Here is a 15,201-nt window from a genome sequence, read left to right on the forward strand (position 1 = left end):
AAATTTGCTTAAAAAATTTTTGCGCCAGTATAGCGGGTTGAGATAACAATTTACAGAATGTGATTGTGGAAATGAAACACAGCCTCGCAATGAGACTGTGTTTATTCGAATTGCTTAACGTTCTAGCTGTTAATTACAACTAGTCCAGATAGCCTGAACATTGGGTAACGACTCTCTTAGTTTGCTTACTTGAGCACAGTCGATATCTGGGTTTCCATATAAACTTAAATATTGTAAGTTTGTTAATCCGAATAAGGGCGACAGATCAGAAATACCCGTATGGTCTAAATCTAAGTTAGTAAGCGCGCTGTAATTTTTGATAGTACTATAATCTGCCAACTTGGTATTACTGAAATTTAGCTCAGTCACGCTAGTAGGTAAAACAAAGAAAGAAAAGTCGTACACTATAGTGTTATTTGTATTTAGTTTGAATTTAGTCAACGTTTGAGGAAGTACCACTTTTGTCGTCAATTCATCATTTAGGCCATTAACTTCAATACTATTGAGTGAACTAAGCTGCGCTAAGTTTGGATCTCCTAGTAATGAACTGTTAATTGAACCAAAAAAGTGTATGTGTGTAACATCTTCAAATTGAGCGATGCCTTCTAATGAGCTAATAAAAGAGCCGTAGCAAGTAAGAGTGTCTCGCCCCAGTGCGTCTTGATAACCTCGCACAATGATGCATTGTTTAAATGCTTCGTCAGTGATCAAACTTAAGTCGATAGGCTTTTTAATACAGTTGGAGTTAGAGAAGAATGTGTTTATGTCATCAACAGAACTTAGTAGCTCCTGATCATCACAGTAAATGGCACTGTCCTGTATTTTTAGACTTTCAAGTTTGCTCAAACTTGCAAGCATATCGGCTCTAAAAAACTTACTGAACTTTTGTAACGTCAGTGATTTTAAAGCTGTTAATGTAGCTACAGGAGAAATATCAGCTACCTTTGACTCTATGATTGTCAATGTTTCAAGACTGTTAAATTGCGAGAGCTGAGAGATGTTTTCTAAATGGGGAAAACCTTCTAGCCTTAGTGTTTTCAATTTTGAGTTAGAACCTAAATTGTCGAGTGTAGTTACTGCTTTAGCGTAGTAACTTTCGCGTGAATGTAGTTCCACAGAACTAATTGCCGATAGGTTAGTTAGATCAATTAGCTCTGAAAAGTTGTAAGCACTAGCGTAGAGCGAAGTTAAGCTTGGCAGTGCGATATTATTTACGCCTTCAAATGACCCTGCGTAAACATGAAGCTTTTCTAGTGCTTGCATCTCAGAAATATTATTAAAATCGAAATTATAGTTGACGTCTTCAATTTCTAATGTCGACACTTTAGTGAGGTTTGATAAAACGGATAAATCCACATTGTTACCAATCTGAGAAATACTCAATGTATTTAGATTTGGTGTCAAAGATAACCAGCCAAGATCATTGATGTAATTCAGATTTGATAAATCAAGTGATTTTAGCTCTGGCATAGATTTTAAAAAGCTAAGAGACGAAATGTTCAGAGAATCTAGCGTTAGTGATTCTAGTTCGGTAAAGCTTGCAAGTTGGCTTGTATTACTAAGTCTGAATTGATTTAATGACAAAGACCTAAGCGTCTTATTATTGATAATACTGCTAATATCAAGTTGTGTGCTAGCAGCTAGTTCGAGCACTTCTAATTCACTAAATCCACTTAAAAATTCGAAATCCTGGATTTGTGTTTCATCTAGAATGAGCTTTTTCAATCCTGTTTTGGTTTCGACAGCTGCATGGTCTGCGGCGGCTACATTTTTTAAAAGTAATTCACTCAAGTTAGGTATGGAGTTTAAAAATGCGAGTGAACTTAAATCTGCAATGTTGTCTAGCGCTAGGCTATTTAAATTAGTGAAACGTCTTAATTCGCCAATGTCATCGACGCGAAAATGTTTTAACTTTAAAGTCGTTAGGCTTTCACTCTGAAGCGTATTTAAGGCGAGCGTTTCGTAGTTGTAATCGTTGTTTGCTAATTCAAGAGTTTTTAATTGCTCGAAACCAGAAAGATCTAAGTTACTGAAATATAAGCGTTTGTTTCCCCAAGTGTGTATGTCATTCTCAGTAATTGATAGTGATTCTAGCTTAGTAAGCGCACTTATTTGGGTTAAGTGAGTTTCAAGATATTGAGTATCAACGGTTTCTAAAAAAGCATTATCAAGCTTTAATGACGTCAGTGTCGAGATGTTCGCAAGCTCACTTAGATCCTTCAATTCTGCATTGGTAATATTTACAGTAGTTAAACCTGTTAACTCAGATAAACCTGATAATGTTTCGATTGGATAGTCACGACACTCAACAATTGATATACCTGCATCTTTGTGTGTATCTGATAAGCACTGAGCAAGCACCGTGTCTGAAATCGTTAAGCTTGAAAGTGGAGCATACGCATTTAGGTTGACGGTCAATTCCTGTGAGCTTGAGACCCCTTTATCGTCTGTCGCAGTTAACTTAAAAGTTAACGTGGTCGCTTCATTGATATCAGGCGCGCGAAACTCTAACGTTTCACTATTGTTATTTGTTAGCTCAACAGTTGTACCAGCTGTCTGCTCCCAAAGCAAAGTTTCAATCGCACCATCTTCATCTGTTACGGTCGCAACGGCTGTGATTGAGTCTCTCTCCATTGCAGTAATTGGTGTTATGGTTGCAATTACTGGGGCTTTGTTGGTAGGCGTGATTGGTTGGTCAGTTCCGGTATCATTGCTGTCGCTGCCACTTCCACCGCCACATGCGACTAAAGTTGATGCAAGCAATGAAGTTACGATTCCCTTGTATATAGCGCTTTTAATCATCTTGATATCTTATTTTGTTTTATTCAATAATCAGTGGGTGCGGAAGTGTACGTTATTTAGAGACTCGTTTCTAATAATTACACTATCAAATGAGTAGGTCATTTTTGATTATTATGTATATACTTCCTTAACATATTGATTATTAAATATATCTTACTAGACCTGTGAAACTTAGCGTTGGCTAAATTTTTATCGCTACTAGTTGGCATTCCTGAAGATGTGCGAATAAGTCGTCGATCTCCTATGAGAATAGTGCTTATTATTTTTGAATCGGCAGGCTTTATCTCTCGATAGGCCTATGTCAAAGTGCCATGAAGCGCACTGACTGAAGGCTATAAAATTAGGATAGGTATATGGATAAGCTAAAAGCAATTACGGTATTTAGGCGCGTTGTCGAGCTTGGAAGCTTTAGCGCGGCGGCCGATGATTTGTCGTTATCAAAGGCCGCGATAAGTAAAAATATCAATGAACTTGAGGCCTATTTAAAAAGCCCTCTTATTCATAGAACCACGCGTAAGATGCATGTAACTGAGAGCGGACAACAATACTATGACCACGTCAGGACTATTTTGGATGAATGGGCGAGTGCTGATCTTTCTATCATAGAGTCTTCGCAGCAACTTTCAGGGCTTTTAAGGATCAATATTCCAATGTCGGTAAGCATATTAATGTTAAATCCAGCCATTTGTGAATTTATGAAACAGTACCCCGAAATATCGGTAGAAGTTGTCATGAACGACCAGTATATCGACTTGGTCGAACAAGGGATTGATATCGCAATTCGTGGAGGAGAAGCACTAACAGACTCGACGCTTAGGTCCAGAAAACTAACTACTATGGATCGCGTTCTTTGCGCTTCTCCATCGTACTTAATACAATATGGTACACCTACAAGTCCTCAACAACTGATATTGCATAATTGCTTGGTTTATAGTCTATCTTCTTCAGCAACTAGGTGGACATTTTCGCGAGAGGACGACACTCAGGTTGTCAATATTCAAAAGAGCAACTATTCCGTTAATAACGGTTTGGCTTTAAAACAAGCAGCATTAGCTGGGCTTGGAATCATGATCCTTCCAGAAGTTTTTGTTGCAAAAGAAGTAAACTCCGGTGAATTACTACCATTGTTACCGGATTGGAAAATTAGTCCCCATGCGCTCTACGCGGTTTATCCCTATCATAAAGCGCAGTCACAAAAAGTGCGCGCATTCATTGATTTCTTAACTTCCTACTTAAAATATGAATAACTCAGAGAATAGTCGAAACGCCACATAATACGCAAGTACACAGCTGTTTTATTGTTTACTCTCAGTGTTTAATTTGTTTACTGTAACTATGTTTTTCTACTCATTATTAATATTTAGACTTGGAAAATAGGCTCGACAGTGATGGTTTTGCCTTACTTGTCTAATTATTTGAGGAGAAATTAATATGAAGAAGTTTTCTAATTTAGTGCTTATTACGCTTGTTTCGGTATTGCCCCTATCAAGCTGTATCGCCAATGCTACCCAGAGTGAGGGGCAGCTTATACTGTCGTATAGTGATGGCAGAGCCTCGTCAAAAGGGATTGCACAGGTAAATAAAGTATTACGTCGTGTCGGGGTGAGGGTGAGCACAGTGAATATTCCAGAAGAGGCTCGGCCTATTCTGGAGGTGTCCAAGAAAAGGGCGATTAACGAACAAGAAAGCATGCAGTTACTGTCGCTGTTTTCCTTGCACCGAGGTGAGCTACTAAATGAAATCAAGCAAGCTGGGCGTCAACCGGAAATGCATCGTGGCGGATTCTTATCTACTTCAGAGATAGGCGTTGCACCTTACCCTAAGGTATACGATATGAAAGCGATGAGCAGCGAAGTTAAGTTCTATCTACAAGAAAAGTTTGGGAAACTACATGTCAATAGCGCTGAAAATGGTGTTGGCATCGATGAAGTAATGACGATTGTATCAGGTGGCCCATGGACCTGGTTCTTTTTACTACCAGATAACGTGATCGGTAAGCTAACGTTAGGACAGGTAAGTAATCACAGTAACGCATGGCGTATTAGCTACCCGGGACTTGTTCCACACGGAGGCTTTTTGGACTCTGAATATGGCTTAGTAGTGGCCTACGCGCACGGACCAAAAAATTTCGTTATGCGATATGAAGATCCGAGTGTGATGGGTGCTGAACTATTAGGCACTAATGCATGGATTGATTTTACGTCTGAGTCGCCACAATTATTAGATTAAGGATATCTGAGTAGTTCCACTAAGCTTTTTGGCGGTGTCGATGATTAATTGATTTGATGAATTGATCTTCAAGCTATAAATGGTTTTAAGGAGAATACTTTTTTCACCAAAATCTAAGTAACATGGCTTTTGTCTTAGGAAGTTTTGCACAATATTGATGAAATAAAGTGAATAAGAAGCGTTGTTTTTGGTTGCTTGATTAAAGAGGTAATTGGTCTGGTAAAAAGTACCTAGCTGCTTTAGAAGTGCTAGGTACTTTTTGTTATGTTTATTGAACAGTAACGTTTATGTAGTTAGTTTCAAATGGTGCAATTTCTATGGTTCCGGTCGCATAGACTTCTTTACCCACACCTTCACCTTTAATTTTTATATAATACTGCCCAGCAGGGATAACGATATCAGTGTAGGAATGTGTGCCAAAGTGGATCGAATCGCCTTTTACTAACCAGCCTTCAGGGGAAACTTCGTATAGATAGCCTTCACACCTTATTTTTCCAATTCGCGGATGTTTGCATTCGTTAAATTTAAGTCTGGTTTTTCCACTTGGATTTTTTGCCGTTTTTACAAATGCGAATGAGCCATAGTTTCGAGCCGTTTTAGTCGCTTGATGAGGCCACACTTTTTCTTTGTTGACAGAATAATCATTACTAGAACCACTACTCGTTGCTGAAACAACGGTTCCTGAACTGCCAAAAATACCATTAATGGCGCCGTCTACACCGTCATTCACGACGCGGTTGATATCATTACTTTTACAAGCAGTGAGAGAGGCGAGAGAAAGCGCGATAAGCGTTACTTTTTTCATTATTTGTCCTTGAAGTTCCATTCTCAGCAGCATTTTACTGTGTCAGCGATTTTTGCAAAGCTCAGCTAGTTAACTATTTATTAAGCCGAAAACCAACACAAATCGTACGAGCATTCTGTGCTCCAATAATGCTTCCTGTTATTTTTGAGTTAAATCGGATAAAAGTTTACCTTGTGACGAAAAAAAGTCCAACAAAAAGCATGCTATATAATGACTTTGCTCATAAAACAGCATGAGAAAAAGTCATTTAGGTATAAAATATAGGGGGGCATTACTGCCCTCCAAGTTGATTAGTCACTTTGCAGTGCTTCGATTGGGTCTAGCTTTGAAGCCTTGATTGCGGGATATACACCAAATGTTAAGCCAACTAAGGCACAAATACTAAAAGATAGGAAAATAGCACTTAGAGACCAAGACACTGCCCAGTTTGAGTAAAATGCAATTATCTCTGAAAGTAAAATACCAAACACCACACCGAGTAGTCCGCCTAATATCGAGATGGTAAAGCTCTCTGTAATAAACTGGACTTGAATATTTTTCCGAGTGGCGCCTATTGCTCGTAAGAGGCCAATTTCTTTGGTTCGTTCAAGTACGGTTGCGAGCATGATATTCATAATACCAATACCGCCAACAAGGAGTGATATACCCGCAACACAAGACATCACCATATTAAAAATGGCCTGCGTTTGTTTTTGCTGAGCAAGCAAAGCGGCGGGAATGGTTAGCCTATAGTCATCAATATCGCTATGGCGGTTAGTTAAAATGTTAGTGATAGCTTGAGATGCCAAAATTGGACTTTGAGATTTGTCGATGGCGAGTTTCAGTTCGGTAACCTCTGGCTCAAGTAACCCTTTATTAAAGCGATGAATAGCGGTCGTTAGCGGAACAAAAATTCGGCTTTGTTCACCACCTAGAGCAACGCCTTGAAACTCCTTTTTGTTAAGGTGTGGTGCTTGCAAAATGCCAACAACCTCAAACCATAAATGGTTAATTTTTACTTGTTGACCAACAGCGCTCCCGAGGGGAAACAGAGTTTTTGCGGTATTTGCGCCGAGTAATGCAACCTGCCTATATTCCTTGCTATCTTCCGTATTTAGCAGGCGACCCGCCGCGAGTTCATAATGCGCAAGGCTAAAATAGTTTGCTGTGACACCCGCGGCTTCTCCTTCAAAGCTGCCGAATTCGCTAAATATCTGGTAGGTATCCACCAGCCGCTCAGCCGAAAAGTCACTAACAAAGGGCAGGGCGTCGACAATCACTTGGCCGTCTAATAGATTAAGACCTTGCGAGTGTTTTCGTTGTTCTTTTAGGTCATTCTCTTCAATGTCTTTGGCGCTGACAATAACATTATTGATCCCCATAGAATCGATCATTTTTAGCGCTTCTCGTTCAGCACCTTCACCGATGTTTAACATAGCAATAACGGCACCCACACCAAAAATCATGCCGAGCAAGGTCAATAGGGTTCTGAGCTTATGCTGCTTTAATTGAACAATAGCGTCGGTAAATAAATCCAAATATTTCATTACAGCTCCTTATTCGTGACGAGTGCAATTTGTTGTCTGGGAGACAAACCTGCCAATACTTCAGTATGGCTTAGGTTGCTTTGGCCTAATTCCACTTTTACGCGTTTAAACTGGCTACCGTCTTTAACTTGAACAAAAAATGCGTTGTTATCATTGATCACGCTATGTTTAGGCACGAGTAGCGCTTGTTTATTTTCTTGGACAATTACCGTAGCGAGTACTTTATTGCCCGGCTTGAAGTGGGCTGGAGTCTCATCAAGGCTCGCAATGATCTCATAGTATTTTTGTGGATCTCCACGACGAATAGATTGTGGGTAAGGTGATACTTTTGTGACTTTACCATCAAAGCGCTCATCGCTATTGGAGAGCAGGGTAAACTCAACCTTTTGGCCAATCGTAAGGCCAAGCGCTTCTTTTTCATGAACGAAAAGCTTAGCTTGCAGGGATGAAATATCTGGTAATCCCCCGATCTTTTGCCCAGGCCATAGCGCTTGGCCTGATTTGGGTTTCTCTCCACGCCAATCGGCACTGAGGGTAAGTAAGCCATCGTGTGGCGCGATGACTTCAAGACCTTCTAAGTTTGCGTTGTACATCGCAATTTTGCTTTCATGCTGTTTTGACTGCAGTTTTAACAATTCCATTTCTCCAAGAGCAGAAGATGAAAATTGCTCTGTCTGCCAGCCAAAATAAGCTTCTTTTGCATTGAGATACTCAACATTTTGCATTTGATCTAAAATGTCGAGCTTTGAGCGGATCCGTTCATCGTCAACTGAAAAGGTTTCGGCAAAGTGTTTCTCTTCACTGACGATAACTTTGTCGCTATCCAAATGGGATTTTCTCGTGGTTAAATCACTATCGGTGACGGTAATGTCTTGTGCGACTTTGCCTTTGTCGAATTCACTAAAGCGTTTTCGTCTTTCTAATTGGCTACCATCGAAGCGGGCAATAACATCGCCTTTTTTCACCTGAGTGTATTCAGGCATGATCCATGCGAGCGTCTGAGCCCCTCTCGCTGAGGTTGGGGCGGATATGACGGTTTCACTTTCGGCCTCCAATTCGCCTTCGGCATTAACGGTGATAGCAAAAGGCTTCGACTCCACGGTATATAATAGTTGCGCAGGCTGTTCAGTTGCTTCTTGGCAGCCAAGTAACCATAGTGAGACAATGACTGCGAGTAATGTTTTTCTCATAGCTTTACCTCCGCGCCTTGACTAATACCAGAAGAAATCACGGCAAGTGTCGGTGTGGTATAAGAGACAGTGACCTCTTTCTCTCCGCTATTTGTGTCTATAAACACTTTACCCGCACTTTGTTTTAACGCGTTTAATGGCACGGTCAAGGCGTTATCGAGTTGTGCTGTCACTATCTCTACACGAGCGGTCAATCCTGGTCGCAGCTTTTCGGGATCGACTTTGTCGAGCTCAATAATAGCATCAACAATGCGGCTTTTATCTTGATGCGACTTTTCTCTAAAAGCTTTTCCTATTTCAACGAGTGTTCCGCCGATAACATAACCGTCGGCGCTGTCTATGGTAACTTTGACCTTTTGCCCCAATGTAATCCGTCCAAAATCGGCTTCTTTAATTTGTGCTTTTACTTGCATTTGTTCAATAACTGATAGCTCAACAACAGGTTGACCAAATTGCATGGATTCACCAACACTGGGTTTTTCTCCTTCCCTGTTTGCTCGATATGCGACTAACCCTTCCATTGGCGCTTTTACTTGTAAACGCGCTATATCACGTTTTAGCTCTTTTACTTCAGCATCCATTCGTGCAACCTTACTTCTTGCCATTTGGATACTCAGTTCTTTGTTGTTTAGATGAAAAGCGAGTTTACCGCGGGCAAGTTCTAAATCATTGTTTGCAATGGTGAAGTCGATTTGCGCTTTTTTACGATCGTTGTCTGAGCGTGAGTTATCTATGATCTCTGCGCGTCGTTTTGCCTTATCAAAGTTCATTTGCGCTTCAGCGAGTGCGAGTTTGTATTCTTCTTCTTGCTTCTCGACTTGAGCTTGTTTATTTTCTAGCTCTTTTTTTGCTTGGCTTAGCTTCGAATTGTATTCCATCAAGCGATCTCTAACGGTTTGATCGTCAAATGAAACAACAATTTGGCCTTTTTGAACCGTGGTATTTTCAGGCATTAACTGTTTTATTTTGTATTGCCACATACGCTTGATTGAAGGAGGGGCTATCAACGCTCGGCTTTTTGATTCCAATTCACCATTCGCTTCTACTGTGATAGTGATTGGCTGTGCCTTAACGATATGTATATCGCTGGGGGCCTGACTACAGCCTAGTAAATAGAGTGGAATGATGACTGCCAGCAACTTAACTTTCATTTTTCTCTCCTGGCAAAGTTATGCTTCCGCTCATGCCCGGTAGTAGTGGCAAATCGGTGTTGAATGTGAACTTAGCTCGGTAATACATGCCTTGGCCCCAGTCTTGACGCTTTTCTGGTTGTGTTGATAGCTCAGTGAGGGTACTAGGCGTTGATGAGGAGCGAAAGGCGTCAAATTTTAAATCGGCGGTTTGACCTTCCTTAATGCCAATAGCATCTACTTCATGGATCCAGGTTTCTAGATACAGACCCGCTGTAGAAGGGATTTCTGCTACTTTCCAACCCGGTTGTACTGTTGCGCCAGCAAACAACTTGTTGCCATTCCAAGGGTGATCCGTATACAGAATTGGGCCGCTGTTACTAGCCGTTAGACTCATTTTATCGAGCTGCTCTTGGTTGTGCGTGAGGCTTGCTTCTAGCCGCTTTATCTCTAGTCGCTGTTTCTGAGTATTTGCCTTTGCTTCAGTTTCGGCCTTGCTTAAGCTGATTTCGGCTTTATGGTTTTCGATAATCGCTTTTTCTAACGTCAACTGGTGTTGCTCGTAGTCGTAGGTGCTGATATTGGCTTTTGGCACGCTAGCATCTATTTTGGCTCTTTCGACGAGCAAAATGGTTTTTTTCAACTGAAACTGAGCTTCGAGTATCTTTTGGGCGCCGTCTTGCTCAATTCGTTTGTACTCATCTTTTGCAGCATCAAGTGCAACTTTATCTTGATCGATGGAGGTCGCGATGGAGCCTGAATCATAGACGACGACGATGTCACCCTTATTAGCAACTTCACCCTCGGGCAGCATCCATTGAATTTGAATCTTCCAAGAGTCACTCATCGGCGCGTGAAAGACCTGAGTTTCACCTGCTTTAATAAGACCCGAAACGATAATTGGTTTGGCAAAAGCCTGCAAAGAGGTGAGCAGGGCGATGCTTATAATATAGCTGCGCATTGGCTATCCTCCACTTTCTCGCCATCTTTCATTCTGATGATACGCTCGGCATATGCTGCAATATCGTCTTCATGCGTTACCATTACAATAGTGTGGCCTTGCTGGTGTAGCTGACATAGTAATTCCATGATCTCATGCGAGGTTTTACTATCTAAGTTGCCAGTTGGTTCATCGGCAAAAATGACTTTTGGCTCATTGATAAGAGCCCGAGCAATAGCAACACGTTGGCGTTGTCCGCCAGACATTTCGAAGGGTTTGTGATGTGCTCTGCTATCAAGACCTACTTTTTTTAGCATGGCAAGTCCGCGACTTTTTGCCTCTGATGGGGAAGTCTCTGTGTACCTTAGCGGTAAGATGACATTTTCCAGTGCGGTCAGGCGAGTGAGTAGGTGGAATGTTTGAAAGATAAAGCCAATTTTTTGATTTCTAATTTGTGATAAGGCTTCATCTTCCACGGCCTGAATTTCTTGATTAGCAAGATAGTAAGAGCCGGAAGTTGGAGAATCTAAGCAGCCAAGTATATTCATTAAGGTAGACTTTCCAGAGCCAGAAGACCCCATTACTGCGACAAATTCACCTTCCATTACTTCTAGAGAAACTGATTTTAGTGCATGCACTTGTGTCTCTCCGCTTCCGTATACTCGGCTTAAGTTTTCGACCCGAATCATTGTAGATTATAATCCCTTGTTTTTATTATATTTTATTCATGGTTCAGAGGTGTTTAGCCTTGTACCTAAATTTGAGTGTAACTGTTGTGTAGGATAGAGTAAACCGAGTAGGTACTAGACGAAAAGAGAATAAGGTAAAAAGTTGTTTCTGAATACTGCGGATTACAGAAAGTGCCTAACAAAATTGGCTGTTAGGCACTTTGTGCGCAAGGTTATACCAATTTGCTTAATTAGGCTCTACCCAAAACGCTCCAACCTCTTTTTTAACCACTTTGACTTGTGTTCCTGCAGTAATAGGCTGTTTACTTTTTAGTTGCCACGCAATACCAGAATAAGTATGAAAAATACGGCTATCCGCATTCAAGTCCTTTTCTAGCGTAAAGGTAAGCTCAGCAAAATCACTGGTTACTTCTTTGTTGTCAGTGACATCTTGCATGCGTCTTAGTGGCTTCCATAAAAACACAGCCAGTAATATTGTGACTAACGCATTAAACCAAAGTGCGGTCAGCCAAGTTTGGTTGAGCATACCTGCGTACATTAGACCACCGCTGATCACCAGCGACAGACCCAAAAAGAACAGTACAAAGGTCGCAAAACCAAGCACAGCAACCTCAACAATTAGGCAAGCAATTCCTAGTACTACTAAGGTTTGTGCTAAATGCTCAAGTAAAAAGGCCATAGGCGTTACCCTTGCTTTTTATTTAATGTATTAATAATAGACATGCCTTGTGCCACAAGCGAACTTGCATCTGTGCCATTGTCTGGTAGCAATACCACAGAAGATTCTTTAGCTATCGCTTCTTTTGCTGCAATGGCTTTTGTTGCTAAGTCAAGCTGGATGGCTTTTTGGCCTTCTTCGGTATTTGCGGCTTCACCGACTTTACGAAGGGCTTCGGCTTGTGCGTCTGCAACGGCAATAATCGCTTTTGCTTCACCTTCAGCTCTTAGGATCTGCTCTGCCTTTTCGGCTTCAGCTGCAAGCACCTGCGCTTGCTTCTTACCTTCCGCGACATTGATTGCGGCTTGACGGTCACCCTCTGACTCTAGTATTTGAGCTCGTTTCACACGCTCAGCCTTCATTTGTGCTTCCATTGCTTCCATTACAGAATTTGGTGGCACAATATCTTTAATCTCGTAGCGTAGTACTTGAATACCCCAAGGATCAGAAGCTGAGTTGATGGCGGCGACGATGTTGGTATTAAGTAAATCTCGCTCTTCAAAGGTTTTATCCAACTCCATTTTACCCAGCTCGCTACGCATGGTGGTTTGCGCGAGCTGAGTTACCGCGAAGATATAATCGTCAACACCGTAAGTCGCTTTATACGGATCTAAAACTCTAAAATAAAGTACACCATCAACAATCAATGAAATATTGTCTTTAGTTATGGCTGATTGAGATGGTACATCAACGGCTTGCTCCTTTAAGCTCCTATCGGCCGCTACGCGGTCGATAAATGGCAGAATAAAGTTTAGGCCGGCTTCTTTAGTGGATTGATACTTGCCGAAACGTTCAATAATCCACGCACGGTTCTGCGGGACAAATTTGATACTCCCTTTTAGTACCACAATAACGAAAATCAATAAAAACGCTTGAATGGTAAAAAGGTAATCAAAAATAAGTGTGACTGGATCCATGTTAGCTCTCCTACTACATAAGAATTGTTCGCATCAAATGCATGTTCCCAATATAGATGAATAACGTAAGAATAGCTATTGGTTTGTTTCCCCCTCTGTGTGTCTATGATGACTGGACTTTTTGGGCAGTTTTGCATGTGGTTTTTAAAGAAGTGTATAAATCATGTTTATATTTAGATGTGACTAAAAAATATCGATTATTTTTCTACTTTATAATGACATCGCTGTCATTTTTTTGTTTTGAGATGTAATTACCTCTTACTTTGTAATTAAAGATCTTAATTTATAATTTAGTTGATAACATTGCGTTGACAAATTTCATTTATTGTATATTATGCCGTACCCTATATGGGTTTAAAGGATTTTACTACTGTGTTTGATAGAATTATAAAGACAGTGTCTTTTGGTTTTTTGTTTGCCTTGTTTAGCTTTTCTGTTAATGCACTTAGCTTGATTGAAATTAAAAAGGTAGAAGATGAAATTCGAGAGTTGCCACATCTTTCAGATCTTGGCTTGAATAAAGTACCTGGAATTGTTGTTAAATTAAATAAATTTGAGGTTGATTTTAACTCCCTTAACCCACTGCCAAATGACGCTGAGCTGCTTAAAGAGGCAATATTTAGCTGTAAAAATGCTCTAGCAAATCATGTTAATCAAGCAAAATTGTACTCCGTACTACAGCAAGAAATGATTGATTTATCTGAAGGTACGAGTAGTTTATCATTAGTACAAAAAAGTATCATGATAAATATTCTCCTTGCAGGGCCTACAGCAATATCCTCTCAATTTTATTCTGACTATATTAACAGTGACGAAGCTGGTGGTATACGGCTTCGAGAAACACTCATGTATTTTACGCTTCATCCTAAAGCTAGTGTTAAATCAAGAATTAGTTTAATGGCAGATGAAAGCGTTCATCCTATTTTTAGAGGTCCCGCGAGCTGGGCATTTGGTAAACTATCCGCTCAAAATGATCCTGATGCAATTGCTCAACTATCAAAAGCGCTAAATCAGTCAATTGGAGACGACTTTGGCTTCGATAGTAAGTTATTAACGTTATTAGGGCTAGCTGAAATAGCTGACTTTGATTACATCAAATCAAATTATTCAAATGTTGGATTAGGGGATGAGTATCTCGCTATTGCTGAACGTTATATAAAATTAAAACGCGCCTTATCATCAGATAAAGATAAACTAATTGAATTAAACTTTAATGTTAAAATGGGGCAGTATGAAAGAGATGAAGCCATCAAGTATATATTGGAGAATAACAAAACGAACCTGCTTTCAAAATTAGGTGTTTTGTCTGATTTGGAAAATGGAACCTTTGTGATCGAAGAAGTCTCTCAACTGGCTAGTATTCTTGGTTATAGAATTTCTGGTAGTTCAGATAACCCAGTGATTACGGCTATCTAGTATATTATTTTATGGTTTACTTTATGAAAAAGTATTTAACGTTTGGTCACAGTTTTCTGTGTATTTTAGTCCTAACGCTCACTGGCTGTAGTGCATTTGATAAGTCCTTTGGTTTCAGAGGCCCGATAGTTGTAACAATAGCAACCAAAGATGGTAAACAGCCTGAAGCGCCATTTTTAATTAAATCTTCGCATGTTGAGGTTGGGGGTCATGGGGGAAGTGGACATAGAATGGGCTATCTTTATGAAAGAATTGGCGATGCAAACCAACCTATTATATTTCCAAGGGAGCACTTAGATCTCAAATATCCTAATGCTTATGCGTTAATACACTTCAAAGTGCGCCATCCTATGTACCATATTAATTATTCAAGTGCATATTTTGCCCCAAGCAAAGCTGATGACCCAATACCCTTTACAGTTGAAGTGGTTCCGCTGGAGGCGGTTTTGGCTCGAATAGAAAAAGAGGCTGAGCGCGCGAGCTTGGCGATGGAGCAGCTCGCACCGGATAGCCCAGAATATTACCGCCAGAGTTCGTTATTTGAAAAGGCTAGGCACAGTTTAGGAACTTTGGTATCACAGCATATTGATTCCATAAAAACCGACTATTTACCAGTGCTTCCAAAAGAAATACAAAAAGCGGTGAGAGAAAAATATAACCCGATATTTAAAGAGTTATATTATCGCTATCCAGAAACCGACTGTGGGCTTTTGATGTATTGCCAAGAAAAATTAAAAAAACCAAGAGAACACGAATATAATGAACTATAAAAAGGTAAGTGTTGTTGCTTTAAAAATTTACATTAATTATATGGGATGGGAATTTTGTGATCGAAGAAG

13 protein-coding genes are annotated in these 15,201 nt (G+C 40.3%); 4 read left to right on the forward strand and 9 right to left on the reverse strand.

What is annotated here, in order from left to right; genetic code table 11:
- Positions 1–129 precede the first annotated feature (129 nt).
- Positions 130–2,802: a leucine-rich repeat domain-containing protein gene (locus EXT48_RS23215; protein ID WP_130165984.1), complete on the reverse strand. Its 2,673-nt coding sequence runs from the start codon at positions 2,800–2,802 to the stop codon at positions 130–132.
- Between the two features lie 353 nt (positions 2,803–3,155).
- Between EXT48_RS23215 and EXT48_RS23220 the strand changes: the two genes are divergently transcribed.
- Together EXT48_RS23220 and EXT48_RS23225 are read left to right on the forward strand one after the other, a co-directional pair.
- Positions 3,156–4,049, forward strand: coding sequence for a LysR family transcriptional regulator (locus tag EXT48_RS23220; protein WP_130165985.1), 894 nt, complete (start codon positions 3,156–3,158; stop codon positions 4,047–4,049).
- 184 nt (positions 4,050–4,233) lie between these two features.
- Complete coding sequence (locus tag EXT48_RS23225) at positions 4,234–5,031, forward strand: hypothetical protein (RefSeq protein ID WP_130165986.1); 798 nt, start codon at positions 4,234–4,236, stop codon at positions 5,029–5,031.
- Between the two features lie 268 nt (positions 5,032–5,299).
- Here EXT48_RS23225 and EXT48_RS23230 read toward each other — a convergent pair whose 3' ends face one another.
- The 8 genes from EXT48_RS23230 to EXT48_RS23265 form a co-directional block, all read right to left on the reverse strand.
- The gene (locus EXT48_RS23230) at positions 5,300–5,836 is read right to left on the reverse strand and encodes a hypothetical protein (RefSeq protein WP_010607431.1); all 537 of its coding nucleotides are present in this window, start codon (positions 5,834–5,836) and stop codon (positions 5,300–5,302) included.
- Between the two features lie 290 nt (positions 5,837–6,126).
- Positions 6,127–7,362, reverse strand: coding sequence for an ABC transporter permease (locus EXT48_RS23235; RefSeq protein ID WP_010607432.1), 1,236 nt, complete (start codon positions 7,360–7,362; stop codon positions 6,127–6,129).
- The gene (locus tag EXT48_RS23240; protein WP_130165987.1) at positions 7,362–8,552 is read right to left on the reverse strand and encodes an efflux RND transporter periplasmic adaptor subunit; all 1,191 of its coding nucleotides are present in this window, start codon (positions 8,550–8,552) and stop codon (positions 7,362–7,364) included. The genes EXT48_RS23235 and EXT48_RS23240 overlap by 1 nt, the downstream gene beginning before the upstream one ends.
- Complete coding sequence (locus tag EXT48_RS23245) at positions 8,549–9,703, reverse strand: efflux RND transporter periplasmic adaptor subunit (RefSeq protein WP_130165988.1); 1,155 nt, start codon at positions 9,701–9,703, stop codon at positions 8,549–8,551. The genes EXT48_RS23240 and EXT48_RS23245 overlap by 4 nt, the downstream gene beginning before the upstream one ends.
- A complete protein-coding gene (locus EXT48_RS23250; RefSeq protein WP_130165989.1) occupies positions 9,693–10,643 on the reverse strand; it encodes an HlyD family secretion protein in 951 nt (316 codons plus the stop codon). Before EXT48_RS23250 ends, EXT48_RS23245 begins: the two co-directional genes overlap by 11 nt.
- Complete coding sequence (locus EXT48_RS23255) at positions 10,625–11,311, reverse strand: ABC transporter ATP-binding protein (protein WP_010377912.1); 687 nt, start codon at positions 11,309–11,311, stop codon at positions 10,625–10,627. The genes EXT48_RS23250 and EXT48_RS23255 overlap by 19 nt, the downstream gene beginning before the upstream one ends.
- A 226-nt stretch (positions 11,312–11,537) precedes the next feature.
- Positions 11,538–11,990, reverse strand: coding sequence for an NfeD family protein (locus EXT48_RS23260; RefSeq protein WP_130165990.1), 453 nt, complete (start codon positions 11,988–11,990; stop codon positions 11,538–11,540).
- 5 nt (positions 11,991–11,995) lie between these two features.
- Positions 11,996–12,946 carry an SPFH domain-containing protein gene (locus EXT48_RS23265; RefSeq protein ID WP_128725481.1) on the reverse strand — a complete coding sequence of 317 codons (951 nt, stop codon included), beginning with the start codon at positions 12,944–12,946 and terminating at the stop codon, positions 11,996–11,998.
- A 372-nt stretch (positions 12,947–13,318) separates the two neighbouring features.
- Between EXT48_RS23265 and EXT48_RS23270 the strand changes: the two genes are divergently transcribed.
- Complete coding sequence (locus tag EXT48_RS23270) at positions 13,319–14,362, forward strand: hypothetical protein (RefSeq protein ID WP_130165991.1); 1,044 nt, start codon at positions 13,319–13,321, stop codon at positions 14,360–14,362.
- A gap of 23 nt (positions 14,363–14,385) precedes the next feature.
- Positions 14,386–15,132 carry a hypothetical protein gene (locus EXT48_RS23275; protein ID WP_130165992.1) on the forward strand — a complete coding sequence of 249 codons (747 nt, stop codon included), beginning with the start codon at positions 14,386–14,388 and terminating at the stop codon, positions 15,130–15,132.
- Positions 15,133–15,201: the final 69 nt, after the last annotated feature.

The sequence above is a fragment of the Pseudoalteromonas sp. CO348 genome (assembly GCF_004208845.1).
GTDB lineage: Bacteria > Pseudomonadota > Gammaproteobacteria > Enterobacterales > Alteromonadaceae > Pseudoalteromonas > Pseudoalteromonas maricaloris.

What these genes read in the sequence shown, in the direction of transcription:
- EXT48_RS23215 (WP_130165984.1), bottom strand. Translation starts at nt 2,802, where the DNA reads ATGATTAAAAGCGCTATATACAAGGGAATCGTAACTTCATTGCTTGCA.
- EXT48_RS23220 (WP_130165985.1), top strand. Translation starts at nt 3,156, where the DNA reads ATGGATAAGCTAAAAGCAATTACGGTATTTAGGCGCGTTGTCGAGCTT.
- EXT48_RS23225 (WP_130165986.1), top strand. Translation starts at nt 4,234, where the DNA reads ATGAAGAAGTTTTCTAATTTAGTGCTTATTACGCTTGTTTCGGTATTG.
- EXT48_RS23230 (WP_010607431.1), bottom strand. Translation starts at nt 5,836, where the DNA reads ATGAAAAAAGTAACGCTTATCGCGCTTTCTCTCGCCTCTCTCACTGCT.
- EXT48_RS23235 (WP_010607432.1), bottom strand. Translation starts at nt 7,362, where the DNA reads ATGAAATATTTGGATTTATTTACCGACGCTATTGTTCAATTAAAGCAG.
- EXT48_RS23240 (WP_130165987.1), bottom strand. Translation starts at nt 8,552, where the DNA reads ATGAGAAAAACATTACTCGCAGTCATTGTCTCACTATGGTTACTTGGC.
- EXT48_RS23245 (WP_130165988.1), bottom strand. Translation starts at nt 9,703, where the DNA reads ATGAAAGTTAAGTTGCTGGCAGTCATCATTCCACTCTATTTACTAGGC.
- EXT48_RS23250 (WP_130165989.1), bottom strand. Translation starts at nt 10,643, where the DNA reads ATGCGCAGCTATATTATAAGCATCGCCCTGCTCACCTCTTTGCAGGCT.
- EXT48_RS23255 (WP_010377912.1), bottom strand. Translation starts at nt 11,311, where the DNA reads ATGATTCGGGTCGAAAACTTAAGCCGAGTATACGGAAGCGGAGAGACA.
- EXT48_RS23260 (WP_130165990.1), bottom strand. Translation starts at nt 11,990, where the DNA reads ATGGCCTTTTTACTTGAGCATTTAGCACAAACCTTAGTAGTACTAGGA.
- EXT48_RS23265 (WP_128725481.1), bottom strand. Translation starts at nt 12,946, where the DNA reads ATGGATCCAGTCACACTTATTTTTGATTACCTTTTTACCATTCAAGCG.
- EXT48_RS23275 (WP_130165992.1), top strand. Translation starts at nt 14,386, where the DNA reads ATGAAAAAGTATTTAACGTTTGGTCACAGTTTTCTGTGTATTTTAGTC.